The 21745-nt window shown below is 45.6% G+C and carries 19 protein-coding genes; all 19 read right to left on the bottom strand.

What is annotated here, in order from left to right:
- Positions 1–16 precede the first annotated feature (16 nt).
- A complete protein-coding gene (gene arsA / locus EQM06_RS03260) occupies positions 17–1753 on the bottom strand; it encodes an arsenical pump-driving ATPase (protein WP_128744976.1) in 1737 nt (578 codons plus the stop codon).
- The gene (gene arsD, locus EQM06_RS03255) at positions 1754–2125 is read right to left on the bottom strand and encodes an arsenite efflux transporter metallochaperone ArsD (RefSeq protein ID WP_128744975.1); all 372 of its coding nucleotides are present in this window, start codon (positions 2123–2125) and stop codon (positions 1754–1756) included. It lies immediately after the preceding gene.
- Positions 2126–2147: 22 nt separating this feature from the next.
- The gene (gene arsB / locus EQM06_RS03250) at positions 2148–3212 is read right to left on the bottom strand and encodes an ACR3 family arsenite efflux transporter (RefSeq protein ID WP_128744974.1); all 1065 of its coding nucleotides are present in this window, start codon (positions 3210–3212) and stop codon (positions 2148–2150) included.
- On the bottom strand, positions 3209–4858 hold the full coding sequence (locus tag EQM06_RS03245) for an FAD-dependent oxidoreductase (protein WP_128744973.1): 1650 nt from the start codon (positions 4856–4858) through the stop codon (positions 3209–3211). The genes arsB and EQM06_RS03245 overlap by 4 nt, the downstream gene beginning before the upstream one ends.
- The gene (locus EQM06_RS03240) at positions 4846–5187 is read right to left on the bottom strand and encodes an ArsR/SmtB family transcription factor (RefSeq protein ID WP_128744972.1); all 342 of its coding nucleotides are present in this window, start codon (positions 5185–5187) and stop codon (positions 4846–4848) included. The genes EQM06_RS03245 and EQM06_RS03240 overlap by 13 nt, the downstream gene beginning before the upstream one ends.
- Before the next feature lie 564 nt (positions 5188–5751).
- Positions 5752–6003, bottom strand: coding sequence for a hypothetical protein (locus EQM06_RS03230; RefSeq protein ID WP_128744971.1), 252 nt, complete (start codon positions 6001–6003; stop codon positions 5752–5754).
- A gap of 176 nt (positions 6004–6179) precedes the next feature.
- A complete protein-coding gene (locus EQM06_RS03225; protein WP_128744970.1) occupies positions 6180–6962 on the bottom strand; it encodes a hypothetical protein in 783 nt (260 codons plus the stop codon).
- Between the two features lie 3 nt (positions 6963–6965).
- Complete coding sequence (locus tag EQM06_RS03220) at positions 6966–8072, bottom strand: SAP domain-containing protein (RefSeq protein WP_128744969.1); 1107 nt, start codon at positions 8070–8072, stop codon at positions 6966–6968.
- 16 nt (positions 8073–8088) lie between these two features.
- Positions 8089–8328 carry a hypothetical protein gene (locus tag EQM06_RS03215; protein ID WP_128744968.1) on the bottom strand — a complete coding sequence of 80 codons (240 nt, stop codon included), beginning with the start codon at positions 8326–8328 and terminating at the stop codon, positions 8089–8091.
- A gap of 12 nt (positions 8329–8340) precedes the next feature.
- Positions 8341–9021, bottom strand: coding sequence for a hypothetical protein (locus EQM06_RS03210; protein WP_128744967.1), 681 nt, complete (start codon positions 9019–9021; stop codon positions 8341–8343).
- A gap of 14 nt (positions 9022–9035) precedes the next feature.
- Positions 9036–11051, bottom strand: coding sequence for an NUMOD1 domain-containing DNA-binding protein (locus EQM06_RS03205; RefSeq protein WP_164914326.1), 2016 nt, complete (start codon positions 11049–11051; stop codon positions 9036–9038).
- A gap of 51 nt (positions 11052–11102) precedes the next feature.
- The gene (locus tag EQM06_RS03200; protein ID WP_128744966.1) at positions 11103–12452 is read right to left on the bottom strand and encodes a PH domain-containing protein; all 1350 of its coding nucleotides are present in this window, start codon (positions 12450–12452) and stop codon (positions 11103–11105) included.
- A 31-nt stretch (positions 12453–12483) separates the two neighbouring features.
- Entirely contained in the window at positions 12484–14376 is a 1893-nt protein-coding gene (locus EQM06_RS03195) for a transcriptional regulator (RefSeq protein WP_128744965.1), read from the bottom strand.
- Between the two features lie 90 nt (positions 14377–14466).
- The gene (locus EQM06_RS03190; protein WP_128744964.1) at positions 14467–15939 is read right to left on the bottom strand and encodes an LlaJI family restriction endonuclease; all 1473 of its coding nucleotides are present in this window, start codon (positions 15937–15939) and stop codon (positions 14467–14469) included.
- Positions 15936–17879 carry an McrB family protein gene (locus EQM06_RS03185; protein WP_128744963.1) on the bottom strand — a complete coding sequence of 648 codons (1944 nt, stop codon included), beginning with the start codon at positions 17877–17879 and terminating at the stop codon, positions 15936–15938. The genes EQM06_RS03190 and EQM06_RS03185 overlap by 4 nt, the downstream gene beginning before the upstream one ends.
- An 11-nt stretch (positions 17880–17890) precedes the next feature.
- Positions 17891–19243, bottom strand: a complete 1353-nt coding sequence (locus tag EQM06_RS03180; RefSeq protein ID WP_128744962.1) for a restriction endonuclease — start codon at positions 19241–19243, stop codon at positions 17891–17893.
- 2 nt (positions 19244–19245) lie between these two features.
- Complete coding sequence (locus tag EQM06_RS03175; protein WP_128744961.1) at positions 19246–20310, bottom strand: DNA cytosine methyltransferase; 1065 nt, start codon at positions 20308–20310, stop codon at positions 19246–19248.
- Complete coding sequence (locus tag EQM06_RS03170; protein ID WP_128744960.1) at positions 20307–21371, bottom strand: DNA cytosine methyltransferase; 1065 nt, start codon at positions 21369–21371, stop codon at positions 20307–20309. Before EQM06_RS03170 ends, EQM06_RS03175 begins: the two co-directional genes overlap by 4 nt.
- Before the next feature lie 19 nt (positions 21372–21390).
- Positions 21391–21591, bottom strand: a complete 201-nt coding sequence (locus EQM06_RS03165; protein WP_128744959.1) for a helix-turn-helix domain-containing protein — start codon at positions 21589–21591, stop codon at positions 21391–21393.
- Positions 21592–21745 lie beyond the last annotated feature (154 nt).

Here is a 21745-nt window from a genome sequence, read left to right as displayed (position 1 = left end):
AATGCGATTTTGATTTTTACAGCGTTAACAGGCGGTCGCCCTTAATGTCCTCGCCACTCCACGCAATCAGTGCAAATTTGCCTTTTGTATGGTCATCAATGCGGTTAATCCACTCAACCTGACCTGCTGCTTTTGCCGCCAGCATGGGATTGGTGGTGTTCGTGCTGTAGAGGGACTGATTGACCACCCACCATTTGGCGGCGATGCCCGCCCGTTTTAAGTCGTCCTCCAAGCGGAGCGCCTCATAAACGGGGGTCGCTTCCGGCAGGGTCACAATCAACACCTCGGCTTCATCGGATTTCAGCCTCGGCAACAGCCGCGCCACCGATTCGGGGATTTCGCCCTTGGTACGCTGAATTTCATGGTTATAGCTTTGTGTGGATTCCAACAAAAGCAAGGTATGCCCGGTGGGTGCGGTATCAATAACCACCACCTGATCGTCAGCCATTTCCACGATCTCAGCGAAGGCGCGGAATATGGCGATCTCCTGTGTGCAAGGGGAGCGAAGATCTTCCTCAACATAAGCAATATCCTCATCGCCCATGCCGGACGCGCGGGCTTTGGAAAGCACCTCGGACCGATACTTTTTCAATTCCCCGGCTTCGTCGATATGGCTCATGGATACGCCGCTGGTTTCATCCAGTACAAACTTCAGATGCGCAGCGGGGTCGGTGGTAGTGAGGTGGACTTTATTTCCACGCTTCGCAAGCCTCAGCGCAACGGCGGCAGCGACAGTGGTCTTGCCTACACCGCCTTTGCCCATCGTGAAGATGACGCGCTTGCCCTTTGCCGCCAGTTCATTTATCACATCGTTCAGCGCAGGAATATGCGTGGCGTTCAGCGTTTGCACGGGTGCAGTCACATAATCGGTATGGAGCAGGGCGCGGATATTTTCCAGCCCTGTGACATTGTAAGCCCGCAGAGGGATACTATGGATTGGAAGCGTCCTCAGACTTTCCGGCATTGTGGCAAGTGCGGACTGCTGTTTTTCGTATAGGCTGGAAGACAGCGCATCGTTATGTTCCATCAATATTCCGTTGACAACCAGCATTTGATTGTTGACGCCCAGCGCGGACAATTCGCCGGAAGCCCGCTGTGCTTCCTTGAACGGCGCGGTTTCCGGGCGGGTGACAAGGATCAGCGTGGTAAGACTTCCGTCAGCCAGCGTTTCCACGGCCTGCTTGTAAATGGCTTTCTTGCTCTCCAAGCCGGAGAGTTGTCCGAGGCAGGATGCGCCGTGGGTACTTTCACTGATGAAATTACTCCAAGCGGACGGAAGCTGAAGCATCCGTAGGGTGTGTCCGGTAGGAGCGGTATCAAAAATAATATGATCGTATTCCTGCTGAATCTTACCGTCCGTGATGAAACCCGAAAATTCGTTGAATGCCGCAATTTCTATGGTACAGGAGCCGGAAAGCTGCTCCTCTATATTCGTGATGACGGATGCGGGCAGCTTGCCGCGATAAGGAACGATTACGCTTTCCCGATACTCAGCCGCCGCTTGTATGGGGTCAAGGTTCGCCACCACTAAATTCGGCACATCGGAAATGGGGACTCCTTTATTGGTCAGTTCCATCGAAAAGACATCCTGTAAATTGGAAGCAGGGTCGGTGCTGATGAGTAGCACCTTTTTCCCGTTGTCCGCAAGGGAGACGGCGGTGGCGCAGGCCACGCTGGTCTTACCAACGCCGCCTTTGCCGGTATAAAAAAGATACTTTGTCAGCTGGATATTGCTGGGATCGAACAGATTCATTTAACAGCAGCCTCCCTTGCAACCGCAACCGCCAGAACCGGATTTTTTCTGCTTGCCCAGCACACTTTCGGGAAGGTCCAGCAGCTTTGCGAATTCTTCATTGGCGGGATACCGACCCGTGATGACAATTTTGCCATCGAGCATTACAGCGGGCAATCCCTCTGTGCCTTTCTCATTAATATAGGTATTGATGGTCTGGTCGGCGATAAATTCCGCCGGCGCGCTGCTCAAGTTAAAGCGGTCAACAATAACGCCATGCTTTTTCAGCGTTTCCAGTACCGTGGACATACGCAGCAGTTCGGGATCGACGCCCACGCCGCAAAGTCCGGTCGGGCAGCACATAGCGGGTTCAAAGATTTTCATTTTTTTCATGGTGGAAAACTCCTTAATATGATTATTTGTTATCAACTGCAGGTTCAGGAAACCAGTGACGGGTTTTGTTTGCAAAGCGTACCAGTAAAAGCATAACAGGGACTTCGGTCAGCACACCTACGATAGTTGCCAATGCTACTGGAGATTGTGCGCCGAACAAGGCAATGGCAACCGCTACGGCAAGCTCAAAGAAGTTGGACGCGCCAATCATTCCGGCAGGGGCGGCGATGTTATGTGGCAGCTTGAGTATCCTGCTTGCCAAATATGCGATAAAGAAAATCAAAAATGTCTGAATAACTAGCGGGACAGCAATCAAAATGATGTGCAGGGGATTTTGCAAAATAACATTGCCTTGAAAAGAGAAAATGATAATGAGTGTCAAGAGCAGCCCTGCAATGGTGGTGTTATTAAACTTCGGCAGGAATGTCTTGTTAAAATATTCCTCACCTTTTCGTTTGATAAGCTGTGTCCGTGTAATGATACCCGCCACCAGGGGGATGACAACGAATAACGCCACCGATAAGAGCAGCGTATCCCACGGGATGGAAACGCCGCCTACGCCAAGCAGAAAAGCCACGATTGGTGCAAAGGCCGGGAGGATAATAAGGTCGTTGGTCGCAACCTGCACCACCGTGTAAGCGGGGTCTCCCTTTGTCAAATGGCTCCATACAAACACCATTGCTGTACAAGGGGCGGCTCCGAGCAGGATAGCACCAGCTAAATAGTCCTTTGCCAAGTCTGTCGGAATCAGTGCTTTGAATACCACAAAGAAGAACAGGATTGCAATCCCGAACATGGTGAAAGGCTTAATCATCCAGTTTGTCACCCAAGTTACAAAAAGCCCTTTGGGATTTTTGCCCACATTTTTAATACTCTTGAAGTCCACCTTGAGCATCATGGGGAAAATCATCAGCCATATTAAAACGGCAATCGGGATAGATACTTGCGCATATTCAAAACGCCCTAAAAAAGCGGGAATGACGGGTAGAAACTTACCAATTAGAATGCCTGCCGCCATGCACAGCAGTACCCATACAGTAAGATATTTTTCAAAAAATCCAATGCCCTGTGATCTTTCTTTGTTCATAGTGTTGGCTCCTTATGCGTTATGCCATATTGCTTCTGTCCGCCGGAAAGGTTAAACACCCGCTTAAAGCCCTTGCCGATCAGAATGTTCTGCGCCGCATTACCAGTTGTCCCTTTATTGCAATAGGTGATCGCGACCACATCTTTATCAAGTGAATCGGCCGCCTTTCGCAGTTTCTCATGAGGAATACTTTGGGCCGTATCAACATGATTCTTTTCATATTGAGCAACAACTCTTGCATCAATCAGGTTGTATTTCTCGCCGGATCCCATCAGCTCGTCAAGTTCCTGCGCTATCATCAGCGGTCTGCCTTTATGAATGGCGTTATCCAAAATCATCCCGGTATACATCACAGGGTCTTTTGTCGTAGAAAATGGCGGGGCATAGGCCAGGTCAAGGTGAAACAAATCCTCCACCTTCGCTTTGAAGGTGATGGCAGTAACAAACACATCAAGCCTTTTGTCAACGCCTGCCTCTCCGACAATCTGCACGCCCAAAAGCCTGCCGTCGGATTTATCCGCAATTCCCTTGATGACCATTTCTTTGCCACCCATATATTCCGGCTTATTAAGTTTTATATTGTGACAAACAGCAGCATCATAGCCGAGTTCCTTTGCTTCCCGCTCAGATAGCCCGGTTTGAGCGACGGTCATGTCAAAGCTTTTGAAAATGCCTGTGCCGAGAATCCCCCGAAAAGATAAATTGCCGTCTGTTACGCAGTCACCTGCTATCCGTCCGGTTTTGTTGGCGGTGGAGCCTAAAGGGCGGTATACAGGCATTCCTGTTACCACATGAAAATGCTCGATACAATCTCCGCAAGCATAAATATCGGGCACATTGGTCTGCATTTTCTCGTTCACGCGAATTGCTCCGGCAATACCGAGTTCAATTCCGGCTGTTTTTGCAAGGCCGGTACTCGGACGAACTCCTGTTGACATGAGTATCATATCAGCCTGAATTTCTTTACCATCTGCAAGAATTACGGTGTTGTCGGTAATTTCCGTCACGGAAGTATCTGTATAAACTGCAACGCCGTTCTTTTCGATATGCTCCTGAACATAAACCGACATGTCGATGTCCAGCCCCGGCGTGATCTGCGGCAGTTTTTCGATCAGTGTTACATCTATGCCGAGGCGTTTCAGATTTTCGCAAACCTCCAACCCGATGAACCCTGTTCCGATAATGGAAGCTGTTTTGGGAACAGCCGTATTGATGTATGCTTTGATCCGGTTCATATCGTTGATGTTTCGCAGCGTAAAAACGCGCTCCGAATTTGTGCCTTTTATCGGAGGAACAATAGCCGTTGCCCCGGTTGCAATGACCAGCTTGTCGTAAACATCAGAAAACACCTTGCCCGTCGTCAGACTCTTAACTTGAACCGATTTGGCATCCGGGTGGATTGAAATAACCTCGTGCAACGTCCTGATGTCGACATCGTATTTGCTTTTGAAAAATGCGGGGTCGCGCGGAGTCAATTCTTCCGCGCTTTCGACTTCACCGCCAATATAGTATGGCATACCGCAACCGGAATACGAGATGAAGCTATCCTTTTCATAAACAACGATTTCTGCATTTTCATCGTTTCTTCTGGCTTTGGCAGCGGCAGAGGTCCCTGCGGCTACCGCACCTATGATTATAATTCGCATAATACATCTCCTTTGTTACAGCGATTCTTACTCCCCTTGCAAATACAATTTTCTTTATCGGATGTGATATCGCTCAAAAACTGGCTCGTTTTTTCAATAGCCTCCGCATCCAGCGAGTAATATGTCCATTTACCTTCCTCCCGCCCCTTCACCAGCCCGCACTCGCGTAGGATTTTCATGTGGTGGGACAGCGTGGATTGGGACATTTCAAATTTCTCAAGAATGTCGCAGGCACATAACTCACCACAAGAGAGTATATCTACGATCATCGCTCTCTTGGGATCGCCCAACGCCTTAAACACTTTCGTGTTTTCCGAATAATAGTCCATATTAACACCTCACATCTATAAACTTCGATATGATATATTATATGCACCAAATCGAAAAGTGTCAATATGAAATCTCATTTCTTACCCGAAAATTTGCGAATGCCTACAAATACTGCTTCCGGATGCAGATGAGGTTTTTTTCATCCTCCTATGTCAAAAAAGGGCACTGACTTCTATCGACTTTTAATCAGCCATAAAATCAGCGTTTTTGACAGGTCCGGTTTGCTATTTGATTCGATTTTAGGTAGCGCCTTTTTTCATTCGCTGTGCTCTAAAAAAGGGCGCCACTTCTGAATGCTTTTACTTGCAGGTTCAAGCCCCGTCAGAGTGAAGCTTCTACCTCAATAAATCTACGAAAAAAGAGCTTCCACTTTTTACAGTGAAAGCCCTCGAAAGGCGCAGATTTACTGGCTTTGAGACCAATAAATCTATATTACCTTTTGTTTTTGAAAGTAGTGACCTATTCTGATACGAAATGCACACCCCTCGGATAAATCGTTAAAAGGTTTGCCTTTCGTTAAAAGGTGCAACGGAGATGCAACCGCAGAAATGGTCACTTAGGTGTTATTTCTGCCGTTTTGCCCCGGCATCTCTTTTTTCTTTCCACTCTTCAAGTTTTTTGACATTATCCGGGTCAGCATAGAACCGTTCGCACACTTCTAATGCCGCCCGAGCCAATGATTGCATCTGCCATTCAGTCAGTGATATGTTTTCCAAATTGAATGCCTCCTGCGAGGTCACATTACCGTCTTTGTCCCAATGAACGATGACCATCGGAACGCATGCTTCGATATCAGCTTTTGTTTTATCGTCCATAAAAAGTTCCTCCTCATTATATATGGAGCAACCATTCTACGATGACATCACATATTTATCCCACAATGGAACAAAGGGCACGGCACCCTTTTCCAAATAATCTATCATTTTTGTGTCGCTTTTTCTCCGCTGAATATCGCAATCTCTCCGTTGGCATGGTTTACCATCCATTCGCTTTAGTCATCATTTGGTAAATACCAACCGTGTTCACGGTGAACTCCATAACTTTCATTAGAGTGGTCTTCGCTATTGTACTGATCCCAAGCCCTTTGATTGATTTCCTCATCGATGGCATCCATTGCTTCGATTTCTTTGTCAAAGTCTCCGTCCAAGATTGATCCAGAACGCCAATCTGTGCTGTCACTGATTTCTTTTTTTCTCGCTCGGAGTTCATCCTCGCTTGCAGATTTCAGCCAGTCCTTTTTAGGGGAAACGCCGCTTGTGTCATCTTCGGCTGAGTCATCGCTGCTGATTTGTGATGCCAGATATGCGGCAGTTCCGGCAACTGCGGTAACAACGCCTACAACCTTTCCTGCTTTCGCAAGCCATTCTTTGGCCTTCTGTTCTCGACTCTGTTTGCAGTCTGGGCAAAGTGTGTCTTCTGGGTCAGCAATAACCGTTCCGCAGTCAGAGCAGATACCCTTAATATTATTCAAAGTGGTATCATTCTCATAGCCGCAGTTTCTGCAAACGTGGCGGTCAGCACCGCGGTCAAAGCCCTCCTGGTTATTCAAATATTCATCACAATTATCACAGAACCAAAAAACATAGTTGTCTTCAAATTCGTCTGCCGAAAGCTGATACCCACAATCCTTACAAATCCATACAGTAGACTTTTTATCAATAGTCATTTTACCATCATGACAGTTTGGGCAAAACATCCATTTTTTTACTTTTCGTATGTATGCATAGGTGACGGAATCAACCAGGCTTTTTCTTTTCTTTTTGTTGTCAGCCATAAATTATTGACCCCCTTTACGTTGTAGCTTTGCTTTCATTTCCTCGATTTTTTTAATGTAAGTATCAGCTTTATATGCATATGTCGGTTTTTCCACCTTAAGTCGCTTGACAAAGGCAAGTGCATCATCATAACGCTTGGCTTTTATATATAAATCGGGTAACTCGAAATGCCATCCGGCGCCTTCGAACTTTAAGCCCCCATTGGCCCATACCATTTCCCAAAAATCAATATATCCACTTAAATCCTTGTCTATGTCATATTGCTCTCTGGCTTTTTGTACAGCAGCAATCTGCTGATTCTGGGTTCGTAGCTTACAATATTCATCAGGAGCGATTCTCTTTAAGTCGTGCATAAAGGCAGCATTACGATCGGCAGTTTCTTGGTTCATTTTACGCTCTTGTTCGTCAACGACATCTCTCCATGCGGATTTGTCACCTGTTCCAAGTAATTTATTAATACTCCAAACATTAAAGGTCATGCCGAGCCCCGTGTCTTCGGTTGTTTTATTCGGCACGCTATGCATATAAGGCACATAGGCATTTTCGTCCAGTTCCAATCGGCCGGTCTCTGTCAGAATATACTTTCTCTGTGCACCGGCAGCAATCAATGCTTCGTCTGGAACTCCAGAAAGAACACGCTCTACAAGGTCAGCTTTCTTTCCAGTTGCTGGCATATTTTGGGATGTGAGCAAATCTTTTAATTGTGCCACCGTGAATCCACCGACTGCATCCCGCACAGATCCCCAGGCTATGTAGCCTCGTTCTTCTAAACTCTTGAGGGTGGCTCCAACATCTCTGATGCCGTAAGCAAACCACCAAAAACCCGGATATCCGTTTTTGGGGCCTGGATATGTGCCTTTAGAGCAATATTCTAACAGCAATATTTCAGCAGGATATAATCCTCGTTTTGACGGAACCGCTGTCTTTTTGCGTTCCTCGAATGTGATGACACGACGCTCGAATGCAGTTCCTTCAGCAACAACATCCGTATAGTAGGAGTCCGGCTGATAAAACTTCTTTTCAGATTCTGGCACCGAGGTTTTTACTGGTGTGACTTTCGGTGCGACATCGGTTTTGTCTTTTTTCTTAAATAAATCAAATAAGCCCATATATGTATCTCCTGTGTTAATCGTTCAGAAAAGCATCAAACTCTTCGATACGGTCAATCCACTCCAGATCTTTCCGTTTTTTCTCTCTACTATCGAGGACGGTGGCATTCGGATGTCTTCGCAGAATTTCTGCTTTCATTTTTCTCTGTTCTGATTTTGTTGTGGGGATCAGTTTGGTTCCACCCCACCAAGTTTTTGCAATTTTCTTTGTAACATCAAAGATAGGCTCTGGTGCCTTCTTTTTCTTACTAAACATAAGCAACCTCCATCAATCCATGCTACCGCTGCCTTTATTGCCTCCAAATTCACAGCCGTGTACATGATCGTGGCCATAATACCACCGGCCATAGCGGTATCCGTAGTGAGGAGGACAGTGTGCGCAGTCGCCGTTACAACGACCGTTATGTCTGTGTTGATTGGAACCACTGGCCATGTCAATACCCGCAATTACGCCAAACAGTGTAGCAAAAAAACCTGGTCGCTTCGGTGGTGGGCAGTAATAATCTACACGCATATCAGTTTCTACCAACGGCTCTTCCTCTTCGATTACCTCTGGTTCTTCCTCTTCGTACTCTTCTTCACGCAAATCTTCCGGTAGCATAAGATGCCTTTGTTTGCAGATTTCAATAATAACCTCATCATCAATCTCACCGTACAGATATTCCATGTCCTCGGCAGTCAATCGCTCTGCGGAATTGCGCACTGCGGCTGTTGCCAATTCTTTATCATTGATGCACGCAAACTCGACCAGATCCGAACCCGAAAAAGCCAGTTTTGCTTCGACCGCCTTGCGAAGCAATCGGTTTGCTGCATGTACATTCACCTGCAGTTCAATGATGATTTCACCGACCTCATCAGCGGGGCCTAAAGTAGAAAGTGATGAAAGGTAGCGCACCTGGGTGCTTTCTGCCCAATCATAAAATCGATCATAATAATCTGCCCATGTCATCTTTCGCGCCCCCTTTACTCACAATGCTTGCGAAGCCAATAGTATCCACCGGCTGTTTTTTGCCGACCGTTGAGAACATCACGAATGCTTTTCCTGTTGATTCCTGTCCGACGCTCTGCGGAATTGATAGAATCAAATTCTGCGACTATTTCTCCCGTGGAATCTACCTGGTATATTGACTTAGATGTGTTTTCCGCTGAATGCTGCACTGCAGGTGCGATGGAATATACAGGGGTTCCAGTGTCCACCCGTTCCCACATAAAACCGCCGGCAGTAGAAGCCCTCCCATTTAGCACCTTTGAAATCTGTTGGCTTGATATTGCAACATCTTTGGCGGCATCTATAATAGAGTTGTAGGCGCAAATATAATTTCCGTCTAAAGCATATTTTCTGATTTCGGTCTGTTGCACAAAAGGCTTTGCTTTTTCCGCTTCTTTTATCTGCGCATATGTAACCGGTAAAAACAGGTCTGCTACAGGAAAAGGTAGCCCAAGCGACAAACACCGCTCGACAAATGCGGTGTCTATCGGTTCTGGAAATACATTCTCGTTTAGAAAAGACAACACATTAGAGAATGTAAGTTTTTCCTTGTAAGACCATTCGATTAGTTTCACACCATTATTCTGACATTTTTGGTGTTTATCTGCATCCATTTCGCGTTGCATCAGCAGTTTGGCTTCTCCACCAAAATAATCAATCGCGTCATAATGCTGCCGTCCTTGGTATTCAATTGCACAACTATATTGCGGAATGAATATATCCAATGACTGCGTATCCAACCAGTTACTTCTGTATTGGTATATGGCATCCGAACACAACAACTTAATATACTGGTACAATCTGTATTCTGATGTCCAAAGTGAAGGACGGGCCTCTTGGCTCAAAGAAGACACTTCGGTATACCTTTCTTTAATCCAGGTTCTCAAAGCCTCAATTGACCGATAAAACCTACGCATCACATTAGACGATTGGACTGTGCGCTCGCTATATCGATGAGACACTCGATCTTTAATTTCGCCAATAATCCTTAATATGGGGGAGTTGGTCTCAACATCGGAATAAGTGTTCTTGCACTTATCATCCCCTATAGCATCGCCGGGAGAAAGCATTAATGGGTCAAGCCAATGGGTCCCATACAAACACAGTAAAAGAGGTTCGTTTTCTGCTCGGATTGGAATCTGGTACTGTAACATATCTAACGGGGAAACTATTCTGCCCTCTACCGTGTGATTTTGCGCCAAAAACAATCGGGCATAAAATTTTTGGTTAAATGTACACTCGATTGGGATAAAAATCACCTTATCATTTTCATTCGGAGCAGAGCAATCTATACTCATAATTGACTGTGGCAAAGCCGAGATTTCTTTCTCCAACAAATCGCACTGCGAACTTACCCATGCGAACAATTCAGACAGTTCTGGATACCAAATCCAAGCTGTTTCTATGTGTTCCTCGGTAAAAGGTAGTTTGCGCGTTGATTTTGTTACATTGTCGGTGGCCTTTTCGATTGGCAGTGCAATATGTTGATCTCTGGCACTGCGTATGCATTGGTTGATTTTTTTCTGTTTAGCGGTGATTCTTTGGGGATACGACGTACTTTCAATGATTTGATCGTTATTCCAATACTTTACACCAGTTATGCAGAGCGAGATGCTCTCTGTTATAATTTCCTCATTTATGGGCGTATACAATGAGAAACTATCATTGGCATCGTACAAAATCGTTTGATAGTACTCCTTGTTGTTTATAGGGGTTCCCTCATGCAGTACCCGGCAAAACACACCCCGCACATCTTTTACGCCGTAATCCGTTAATCTGAAATGCAAATAATTGCCTCGTTGCGTGTAATGAACGCTGACGGCAGTTGATTGAAATAAGAACTCCGGGTACCAGCAACCACTCATACGAACCTTTCTCGCCTTTTTACCATAGAGTTCTACATCAATTGCAGGATACAAAGAACCTGCATCTCTGCATTGTTTATCATGGTCATAGACAACATAATGGTCAGTGATGTCAACACCAAACACGCCGATACCCTCCCTTCAAATTCAGTCTGATGCGTACTGTTCAACAGTGTATTAGTCTTGGAATGGTGCATCCCAAGGTTCGGCATACTTTTCAATCCAACCTTTATCCTTGTCGCCGTATGCACTGTAGCCAGTAGAGATTTTCCAATGTTCACCGTCTGCGTATTCTACAATTTTGATGTAGTAATAGTAGGAATACTGCGGTGCAATAGAATTATGATGTTCTACGCCCTCATCGGTTAAGCGGCACGAATATGTATAAATCTTGGTGCCGTCATTTTCGTATACATAAGAGGCATCCGAGGCATAGTACTCAAAGAAATCAATCGGAAGATAGGACACTACTATATCAGCAGCACCCTCAATGGTCATATCGGCGGCAAAATCCGTGTCAAAGATATTGATTTCAATGGTTCCTACATACTCCTCGTTTGTGGAGTGCTGTGTCATATACAGCACGATGTCATCAGCATAAACGGTTTCCAGAGCCATTTCCATTGAAGCCTTCTTGGTTATATCCGTTACAGCGATTCTGCTGTCACCGATGCCGTTGTAAAATGCTTGCACCTCTGCGTAGCTATCAAAAATGCGAGGGTGATCTTCAAGAGCAACCAGTTCGGATGCGGTATAATCCGATATAATGCCGGGGGTTTGACTGCCGCCAAGGGAATCATCGTTGCCTCCAATGATCGAGCCGATGATACCAATCGCAGCCACAAGAATGACCAGGGCAAAAAGAACTTTTACAACCGTCCAGAGACACCCGTTCTTATTCTTTTTCTTTGGCACACGCACCTTGGCGCATTCCTGTCGCACAGCATCGCAGTATGCGGCTTGCTCTGGTGTCAGAGTAGCCTGGTGGTTTTTGTAGACATCGATTCCCGCAGCAACTTCTTTCTGCACATAGGAGATAAACCCTGCAGCATATGCAACGATTGCGGGGTCCATAGCAATATTCTTTGATGTCCGACCAGACTGCAACACGAAACTCTGCCTATCCAGAATTTTGACGGCAGACACTTTCTCTATGGGAAAATCAAAGGAATCATCTTTACCAATGAACACAACCCGCTTATTGGAGATTATCAAATCACCATAGTTGTGGTCACGAACCGTTCCACGAATAGGTTTACCACCGGAGCTCCCCGTGCGGACAGTAACACCTTTTGCCACACGGAAACTTGCTCCGGCAGACTTCCCGGTATAACCGACCACCTGGTTTTTGTCTTTGAAGGTCTGCGCAGGAGCAGCATAAATAATACATTCACCAGGCTGTACGAAAAAGCCTGAGTAGTTGATGGTGGGCATACCGACACCAGTCTCATAGGGAATAATGTCAGCATATGGGTTTGCTCGATTTGCGGCTGCTATCTTTTGTAGCGTCTCATTTGATATGTTCATATCTATATCCTCCTTTTTCAAGGGTACTATCTCATTCTGTACCAGTCATCACCGGCAGATTTTTTGCCACCAACATATCGTTACATTCGTGGATCGAACTCATATAGAGGTGGTTAAGGAAAAAATTATACATCAGATGCGCCTCGCTCTGCGCCAGTCGCAGGGTAAAGCCAGATCTGTTGATAAGTGCATTGCTCAACTCTGGTGGCAGGTTCATGCCAATACACACGGCAACCACGCAATCAACATTTTTGGGGTATGCCGGATTATTACGCAGGCGTTGAACCAACTTTGTGGAGACAAGAGCCTTCTCCGCCAGGGTCTCTTCAGAGATTTCCACCCACTCCATAAGGTAAATGAGAGCGGCACCGAATTGAGCAGGCAGTTCCTGGAGAACTCTCTGAATCTCCATTTCTCGCGCGAGGATGGCATCTGCCTTTCCCATAACATCGGCACTGACCTCTTTGGCAAAAGTTGTCTGGAACACAATGCCGGAATCCACATCTCTAAAGAGAACGCACTCTTTATAAAATTCTTCGCCATATTTATTGGTTGCCTTTACTTTCAGTTTGAAGACCAGGCAACACTCATCAATGTGCAAGCGACCATAATCGGTCATCTGCACGGTGTTATTTTCATCTCTGGTGACATACTTTGGGTCATTCAAGCACATATGCGAATCCACATATATGTAGGAACCCTTTTGAGATTGAGCAGAAAGGCGCATATCGCTGAAGGCGATGATTTGGGCATCGTCCGCGCTGATACAGTATGTCTGGTCTTTCTGCAAACTGCCTTTTTTGAAGGCGTGCGGCTTTACATAGTGTCCGTCAATGTAAGTGAACGCACCGATTGCTTCCTCGTATCCGGCGTCCACCATACGCATTTTGGCAGCGTGGCGGGAGACAACGAAAAAGGTCGCCAGGGCATCAATGACAGCTTCCATTACATCCACGATGTGAGCCGCATTCAATTCTCGTTGGAATTTACGGACTAATTCAGCAGCTTTCGTCTTAAAAGAACCAATCGGCATCTGGATGCGAGGAGCCAAGGAGTTTGCCTGCCACTCCATCCAGTCGGCTGCGGTACGGTCGGAAGATCCCTTCGAACCGCCAATGACCAAGCACTTTATCTGTGTAGCATCGCGGTTATAAAGCCGCTCCAGTTCAAAGGCTTTCCTGTGCTGATCCCAATGGACGCACTCATGCACGATGGTGTTATTGACGGAACCCAGATTTCTCAAGTGAAATGCCTTGGGGTCAACAACGATGGTTTTTGCCGGAAAGTGAGCCGGTTCCATTTCTCCCGTATCTGAATTGAACACTTCGGTATCGCAATCCTGGAAGAAAATCTGCCCGAATACAGAAAAATCCTCTGTCAGTTCCTGGGTAACGACCGAAAGACCGAGCCTGTCGGCAAGAACCGTAGGGTCAACAGGCATAGGCGTTCGCAGGGCTTCCGGGTAGTGTTTCCTCAAAAATTCCGTAGCTATCTTATCGAGGTCAATCTTATAGCTGATAGGAACGAGAGAATCCGACAAAGGCTTGTTTTGCTTGTTTCTTTGATTGTACTGATCGACCCGATGAATACAGAGGTCATCCATATTTCTGGACAGATCGGCAGTGCAGGAGAGGATGAACCACGGGAAACAGGTATCCTCATCTACGTCACGATGACGGTGATGTTCCTTAACATAGACCTCTGCCTCAACGAGAACGTCAAATGCGATACCCATTCCGTCCCGGTCATCGATTCCTACGGATTTAATTTCAAAATCGGAGAGTTCTGCGTAATCGGCGCTGCTGACCGTGCGGGAACTCAGTTCGATATTATGGCGGTTTTGTATGACATACGATTTTATGGCATTAAAGAACTGGTCATAAAATCTGCTGCCGATATATTCCTTAAACGAACGGTCAGCCACAGAAATTCCCCTTTCTATAATTTTGTAAGTGGTCTCATATGCAATGGTTTCAACAAACAATTGCAATCGTATACAATTAAACTCCTCGCATCATAGATTCAACATCCGTACATCCATCTTCGTGTTTTCAATGTAGTGACGGTACATTGTCTCAGCAGGCAGCAGACGCACCTGAATATCCTGCAGTCCCAGATTGTGTAACATGGCAAGGGATGCAGTGCCTTTTTCGATTATTTCCGTAGAAGCGGTTGGCATAAGGAAACAGTTTTTTACTGTGCTGATCTGGTGAGCCTCCACAAAAGGCTGATAGGCCAACTGGTACAAATACTGCTTGGTGATGGACTCGATACCGGGCTGACCACGCAGCTTTTTGCTATGCTCCAATTGGATGTTGTAGTATTTGGCATCAAAAATGATAAACTGATAGTCCCCATCGACATTAACGATGGAAATGAGGTCTGGGATGAGCGTATCCTCGGCCTGCTTTACAAACGACTCGCCGCTCGGCGCAGTTCCAGCCCACTGCGGTTTATCAATCAAATCAATGAGTTTCTTATGCCGCATATCGCGGTATTGCTCGGTCAAAGGTACGGGCAGTCGCAGTCCACCGATTGGCTTCTGCAATTGGTTGTCCATTACTTCCGCACAGACCTTTTCCCATACCAGATTGAAACTGTTCGTTCCGAACATACTGAAGCAGTCCAGATCGTCCAGTGCGCTACTGTTGGCTATGTAGGCATACAGTGTTTTCAGCAGAAGTTGTTTGCGGGTATTGAACTGGACATTGAGTTCTTTGACAATGCGCTCCAGGACATACTCTTTGTCACCAAAGTCCTCGATATGCTCATCGGAAATATCGACACCCATAATATCGAACAGATCCAACAGATCGGCATCTCGCAATTCCTCCGTGCAACGGGTGAGGATACACTCATGCAGACGCTTGAAGAAATCGAAATCGTCATTCACACGCTTCATGGTCAACAATTCCGGGTAATACGGCCGGTTGTTGCTTAAGAGAGTGAAAGTTTCGTTGATGGTCTTATCCCAAAGGATGTCACCGGACCCATTGGATTCGATAATGTCCTGTGTGTTGGTATAGGCACCATACTCGAAATAATCCTGGAGGAGGAACAGCATAACAGCCAACATATTAAATGCGCTGCTGTCACTCGTATCGTTGTACATACGGATGATCTGTTCCTTGGAATTGTACTTTTCCAGAACCTTCAGCACTTGTTTCAGTTCTGCTTTGGGGGCCGTGGCATCGAGCAGATATTTCGGATAGCATTTCAGCACACGACCCTCAATTGTAATAACGCCCACAAAAGTGAACACATACAGATATTCGTTTTCGCCGACCTCAACATCAGCGATTTCGATGTCCTCATCCAACAGATCGGTGAGATCCTTCTGTGTGTCATTTGCTTTTACGGCCTTCAGAACGCCATATTCTTTCAGACGCTTCAGAATGCGGACAGCCTTTTCCTCGGAGCAACGAAACTCTTTAACCAGGTCTTCCTGGGTATAGCGTTTTTGTTCTCGTAAAAATACTGAAATCATTCTCCATCATCCTCTGGGGCATTATCAATAAACTGGCTGCTGATTCCTTCGCAGAAAATGTAAACACCCTTGGTATCAAACTCTCTGCAAATCTTGGAATACTGGTTCTTTGCCTTTTCATCGCAGCCGCCAAACAGCGTAATGCGCTTCTGTTTTGCAGCATCATCGAACAGGTACATAATAACCTTGTTCTTAAAGATACGAGTGAAGACAGCGGGGTCGATCATTTCGCCCTCCGGCAGATTCTTCTTGGAAATGAAATACGGACCCATCAGTTTATCCTCGTTCACCTTATAAGTGAGCAGTTCATTGTTGATGGCTTTGCGGAGCGCATTCCATTCCACAACGCGGCGATAGTCACCTTGACCGAGGATGACCTTTTTGCCAACGATTCCGGCTTCACTGTCATCGATACCTAAATAGGTGAAATCCCATCTACGCTTAAAAGCAGTATCCATCGGGAATACACCCTGGTCAGCACTGTTCATGGTAGCCCAGATGAACATATTGTCTGGAATGCGGATTTCAGCGTAATCGTCGGGATTGCCGCCGAGTTCTCCTGCCAGATACTTTTTGATGTCCTCGGATGCCTGGATCGGATATTCGCTGACCTCGTCATCACCACGGTCAAGCAACTGGAATACATCACCGAACACGGCAGCAACATTGGCACGATTGATTTCCTCAATCACAAGCAGGAAAGGTTTGGGGGCATCAGTTCTGCTGTTCTGGAGGGCTTTCACATAAGTGCGCATGAACGGGCCGGGTACATAGGAATAAGTGATGGCATCCTTGCCATCGCTATCCTTGCAGGGCACAGGCTTATATGTACCGACAAAATTGGCGTAGGAATAGTCTGGGTGGAAGGTCACTCGCTCGTATTCACCGCCATCTACAAGCAGCAGATCCTTTTCATGGTTCAGAGTAAAACTCTTACCAGTGCCAGGAGCGCCGAAGAGAATGCGATTACGGGGATAATCACTTTGGTAGCCTGTACTGTAACAAACATTCTGGACTTGCTCCGTCCGTTCAATCAAGAATCGCTTATAGAGATCCAGCCCAGCAGACAATGAACCGTTACCACGATTGCGATTAAATTCCTCAAAACCAGCATCTGTTTTAATGGCAGACACTGCTCTTTCAAAGGTTCCAATGTCATCAATTTCAAAGATGGATGAGAAAGACCCAATGGCATCCGCAAACGTCAGTCCCACAGCCTTTAAGGCACTGATGTACTGATTCTGAGTGTTTTCAGAGTAATGCTCACCATTGTCCTTTTCCAGTTCTGTAAACCAAACTCTGAAAGCTGTCTCATTATCGACAGGACTGTCTGGCAGGGGGTTGTTGTGATCTGCCAGTTCGGTTACAAGCGAGCCGTGAAGCCATTCAGCATTACGAATGTAAAAATACATAAACTCTTTGCGGAAAGCGCAAGCATACTCGCCAGAGCCCTTGTCCTGCTGCACGAACCCCTCTTTCATGGCCTGTGCAATTGTTGTAATCTTAATTTGTTTTGAGATAGGGGTTTCTGCTCCAGCAGAAGACTGCTTCAGCTTCCACGCACAGAACACAGTCTGACCGTCACGTCTATATACTCCTAACTGAACGGCAGACTCTCCCGCCTGTAATCTTGAATGGGCATAATTTATATATTTACTTTTTTGCTGCGTTCTTTGCTCATCGTTCAAGTTGGATCGTCCGCCAGGAGTCGTACCTTTAGCACAAACAGTAATTCTCCCCAGAGTGGCATCGTCAAAAGTAATTGTGTAAACCTCGGGAAGCTGATCACTAACAGGCTCACAGTGAACAGAGTGACCAAACTGCTGAAAAGCAGATTGCAATTCTGCCAACACTTGCTCGTTTGAAAGCGAGTCATCTGTACGGTTGTAATCCGCAGATACAATATCACCATTGCCAAGTGCCCATTTGTATTCTGGCATAATATCCCTCCTTATTCAAAAACTTTTATATGTTTGGCGTTCAAGGATTCACGGTTGAAGATTTCCAGTATTTTTGTAGGTTCCGCAATAATTGCGTCAATATCAGAACCTTCGACCATAATTATACAAAGATTCATTGTTTTCATAATTTGGGTAGCGTATTCTCGGGCTTTCTCTGAAACAACGCCGGTTGTCATAATAACAATGGCGTTTGTTTTCAGGACGTGAGATAACCCAACCTCTTTTGCGACCTGATCGAGTGAAACTCTGTGAGTGTTTTTACATTGTACTTGCCATCTGGTATAGAGCAACCGACTGGAATCAAAGAGAACATCCACTTCTGCGCCGGCCGTTTCGTTACCCTTAAGGCGAGTTTGAATAAAGTCCAATCCAATGATTCGCATAATTCTAATAGCAAAAGCCTCAAGGGCCAGACCTTTCAAATAACTATCCGTTGCATCAATATCCGTGCGCAATTCTTCCAAAGGTTTCTGAAGATATTCTATAACCTCTCTGTCGATTATACCCTCCAACTGTTGCAGCAGAGGTAATACAATATCTCTCTTTGTCAATTCTGTGAGCTTTACTAGAGGGGTGCGAGCACCATGACCTCCCGTAGCACGCTGAATTTCAATGAGCCCTCTGTCTGTCAAGGGACGAATTACGGACTGAGAGAAATTGCTTTCTACAAAGGTTATCCCATAGGTTGCAGTTGCCAATTGACGGATATCTGCTGCTCTCTGATAGTTTTCTGAGGCAGTATTGCAAAGAGCGCGAAGAAAATAATACTGTTCTGGACGTAGCGTTCTGAGCAATCTGAATTCTCCTTCGGACAATTCAGTTAATTCACTCAGTTTATGCTCGTCGATCCTCCACCCACGAAGAACACCCGCTTTGTTTAACCACAATTTCATAACAGGGACATTATTAGAGGTTCTGCTAAGGTCGAACCCACGAGAGTTTAGTGCCTCAACGACAGTTTCCTTGGAAATCCGTTCTCCATTGCGATGCATACCACGCAAAACATCGATGAGTATCATACCATTAAGGTTTTTAAGTATGTGTTTTACCAAAGCCTCACATTGTTCTGTTTCATCAGCAATCTCATGTAGTTGACGACCAAATGCAGTGATGCGGACACCTCCGCCATTTTCAAGAATTCCATACGAAACTAAAGAATTTTTGCAATTTCCTGCCATATTCCGTTGCTGCTCCACAGCATTCGTACTGAAAAAAGTGTCCACAATAGCCGTAATCAGCGGTGCTGTATCATCTCCTTCATTATCAATAATGAGTTGGAGCAATTGCGGTAGTTCTATTTGGTTTGGAGAAAACTGTGTGCCAAAAGGCAGTGTGTTTGGCATATTTAATCCTCCTTAAAATACTGATCTCTTATAGCCTGTGCAATCTGTGCGACCAACCTTGGGGGAACAGCGTTACCAATCTGGCGCCACTGATCCTTAAAATCACCACAGAATTCGTACTCATCATCAAAGGTCTGAATTCGTTTGATTTCATTAATACGCAGAAAGCGATTCTTCCAGTGGAACGGTCCCATATTGTTTGAGAAACTCGCCTGTATGGTCCAAGAAGGTTTTTCGGGGGAAAGTTTCAGCAGGAAAGACCAATAGCGAGATCTCCACTTGAAAATAGGCTCTGGATAGCCACGTTCCGCTGTGAAATACAGATAATTATCACCGGGGGGTACCAGTTTGAGCAGGTCTTTGTGTTTGGAACCAGCCTGCATATCCTTATCTTCGGGAAGATCATAATCCAGGTCTCCGATGGCATCACCGCAGGTGACCCACGGTTTCTTTCCCAAAGCAGCATCGCCGCCCGGTTTTTCGGGATTGTAATGTGTCTCTTCGGGGAAAACAAAAGGTTTGCCGATATCGCGTCTTACGCCAATGCAAATAAAGCGTTCTCTAATCTGCGGAACACCATAATTTGCAGTATTGATAACTTTGAAGCTAATATCATAGCCGAGAGTATCCGCACGTTCCTTAAGTAAATCAAAAGCCGCCTGGTGGGGCTTATAAACAAAGCCAAACACATTTTCAAAGAAGAACACTTTCGGTCTAATTTCCTCTAAAGCACGGAAATACTCATACAAAGTAAAGGAATTTTCGTCCTCAAGGGCTCGCTTTTTATCGGTGCGGTAAAAACGTGATTTTGAATACGCAGGACAAGGTGGCCCACCAGCCAATACATCAATATCACCTACAGAAAGGCCAATAGATGCCAATTCTTTGGCGTAGTCAACTTGGCGTATATCTGCACATCTAACTAAGCGACCGACTTTATTCTTTTCTAATGTGTCACAAGCCGGCTGCCAAAAATCGGTGGAGAAGCATATATCATAGCCTGCCTTTTTGAAACCGCAGTCTATTCCGCCACCGCCGGAGAAAATGCTTAGAACTTTTATACTCATTTCTGTAAACTCTCTTTCACAAACTCAATCATCGCTTTACCCATAAGTGCAGGAACAGCATTACCGATCTGCTTCTGTACAGATCTTCTGCTTCCATAGAACTTATATCCCTTTGGGAATGTCTGAATAGCTGCAATTTCTGGCACTCTGAGTCTTCGGTTATCCCAATGGAAAGGGCCAACCCACGGACCAGGCTGCGCAGTAATCGTCCAAGAAGGCATATCTGGTGACAGCTTTAAAAGGAAACTCCAAAAACGCTTATCCGCAACAAACTTGGGATTCTCATAGCCATACCAAGCCGTAAGTGCTTTGTAGTTCATGCCGGGGGGTACTTCGCAGAGATCACTATAATAGGTGCCACCTTTGGTTTCTTCCTCGGGTTCGTAGTATTCTGGACCGTCATACCCGGCGATAACTTCACCGACATTTACATAGGGCAACAAACCAGTTCGCTCGCACTCTTCGGGTGCACAGTGCGTTTTTCGCGGCTCATCACTTTGAAATTCACCCAAGGTACCAAGGATAAATAGGCGTTTTCTCTTTTGGGATACACCATAGTCCAGGGCGTTGGCACGAACGATTTTATACTTATACCCTTGCTCTGTAATGATTTCAATGAAGCGGTCAACAATGACGCGATTTGTAGGATGAAGCAAACTTTCTACATTTTCAAACACAAAGCCATCTGGATGAAGGTCACAAACCACACGCAGGTATTCGTCCACCAATGTAGCACGGGGGTCGTTAATTCCCTTACGAGTGTTATTGCCCACCCAATATCCCGCTTTAGAAAAAGGCTGACACGGGGCTCCACCGATGACAATAAACTTATCGTAATCCCTCTTTCTCAGAATATCAGAGAATACACTGCTTTCTATCTGATGTAGATCTCCTTCGATTACTTCAGAGTTTTCAAACAGTTCATTCATTTTGAGTGTCTTTATGCAGTCCGAATCGAAGTCCGTGCTTGAAACCACAGGGACTCCTGCCAGAAAACTGGCCACATCTAATCCACCAGCTCCAGAAAAGAGACTGACAGACACAATCTTTTTTTCTTCCATATCTGTAAACACCTTTTCGTTATTTTTCTATTTCAGCAATGTCACTTAATTCGCAATTCAAAGCACAGCAGATGCGAACAAGGACTTCTAAAGAAACATACTCATTTCTACTCATCTTCGATAGGGTACTCGAAGCTATTTCGGTCTGCTTCCTCAATTCAGTTTTTGTCATGTCTTTATCAATAAGGAGTTTCCAAAGCCGCTTATAGTTAATACCCATAGTACACCTCGCCTTTCTTGTGTATCTGCGAATGCAGACAATATAACATCATATATTATAACACGTTGTGTTCGAGAAATCAATACAATAGAGCGAGTATGCGAATAAAATGTTGCGACAGTCGTGTTACTTTTCTGTGAACAAGTGTATCGTT

Source organism: Aminipila luticellarii (assembly GCF_004103735.1).
GTDB lineage: Bacteria > Bacillota > Clostridia > Peptostreptococcales > Anaerovoracaceae > Aminipila > Aminipila luticellarii.
Note: the sequence above shows the minus strand (reverse complement) of the source record. Positions and strands in the feature narration are given on the sequence as shown.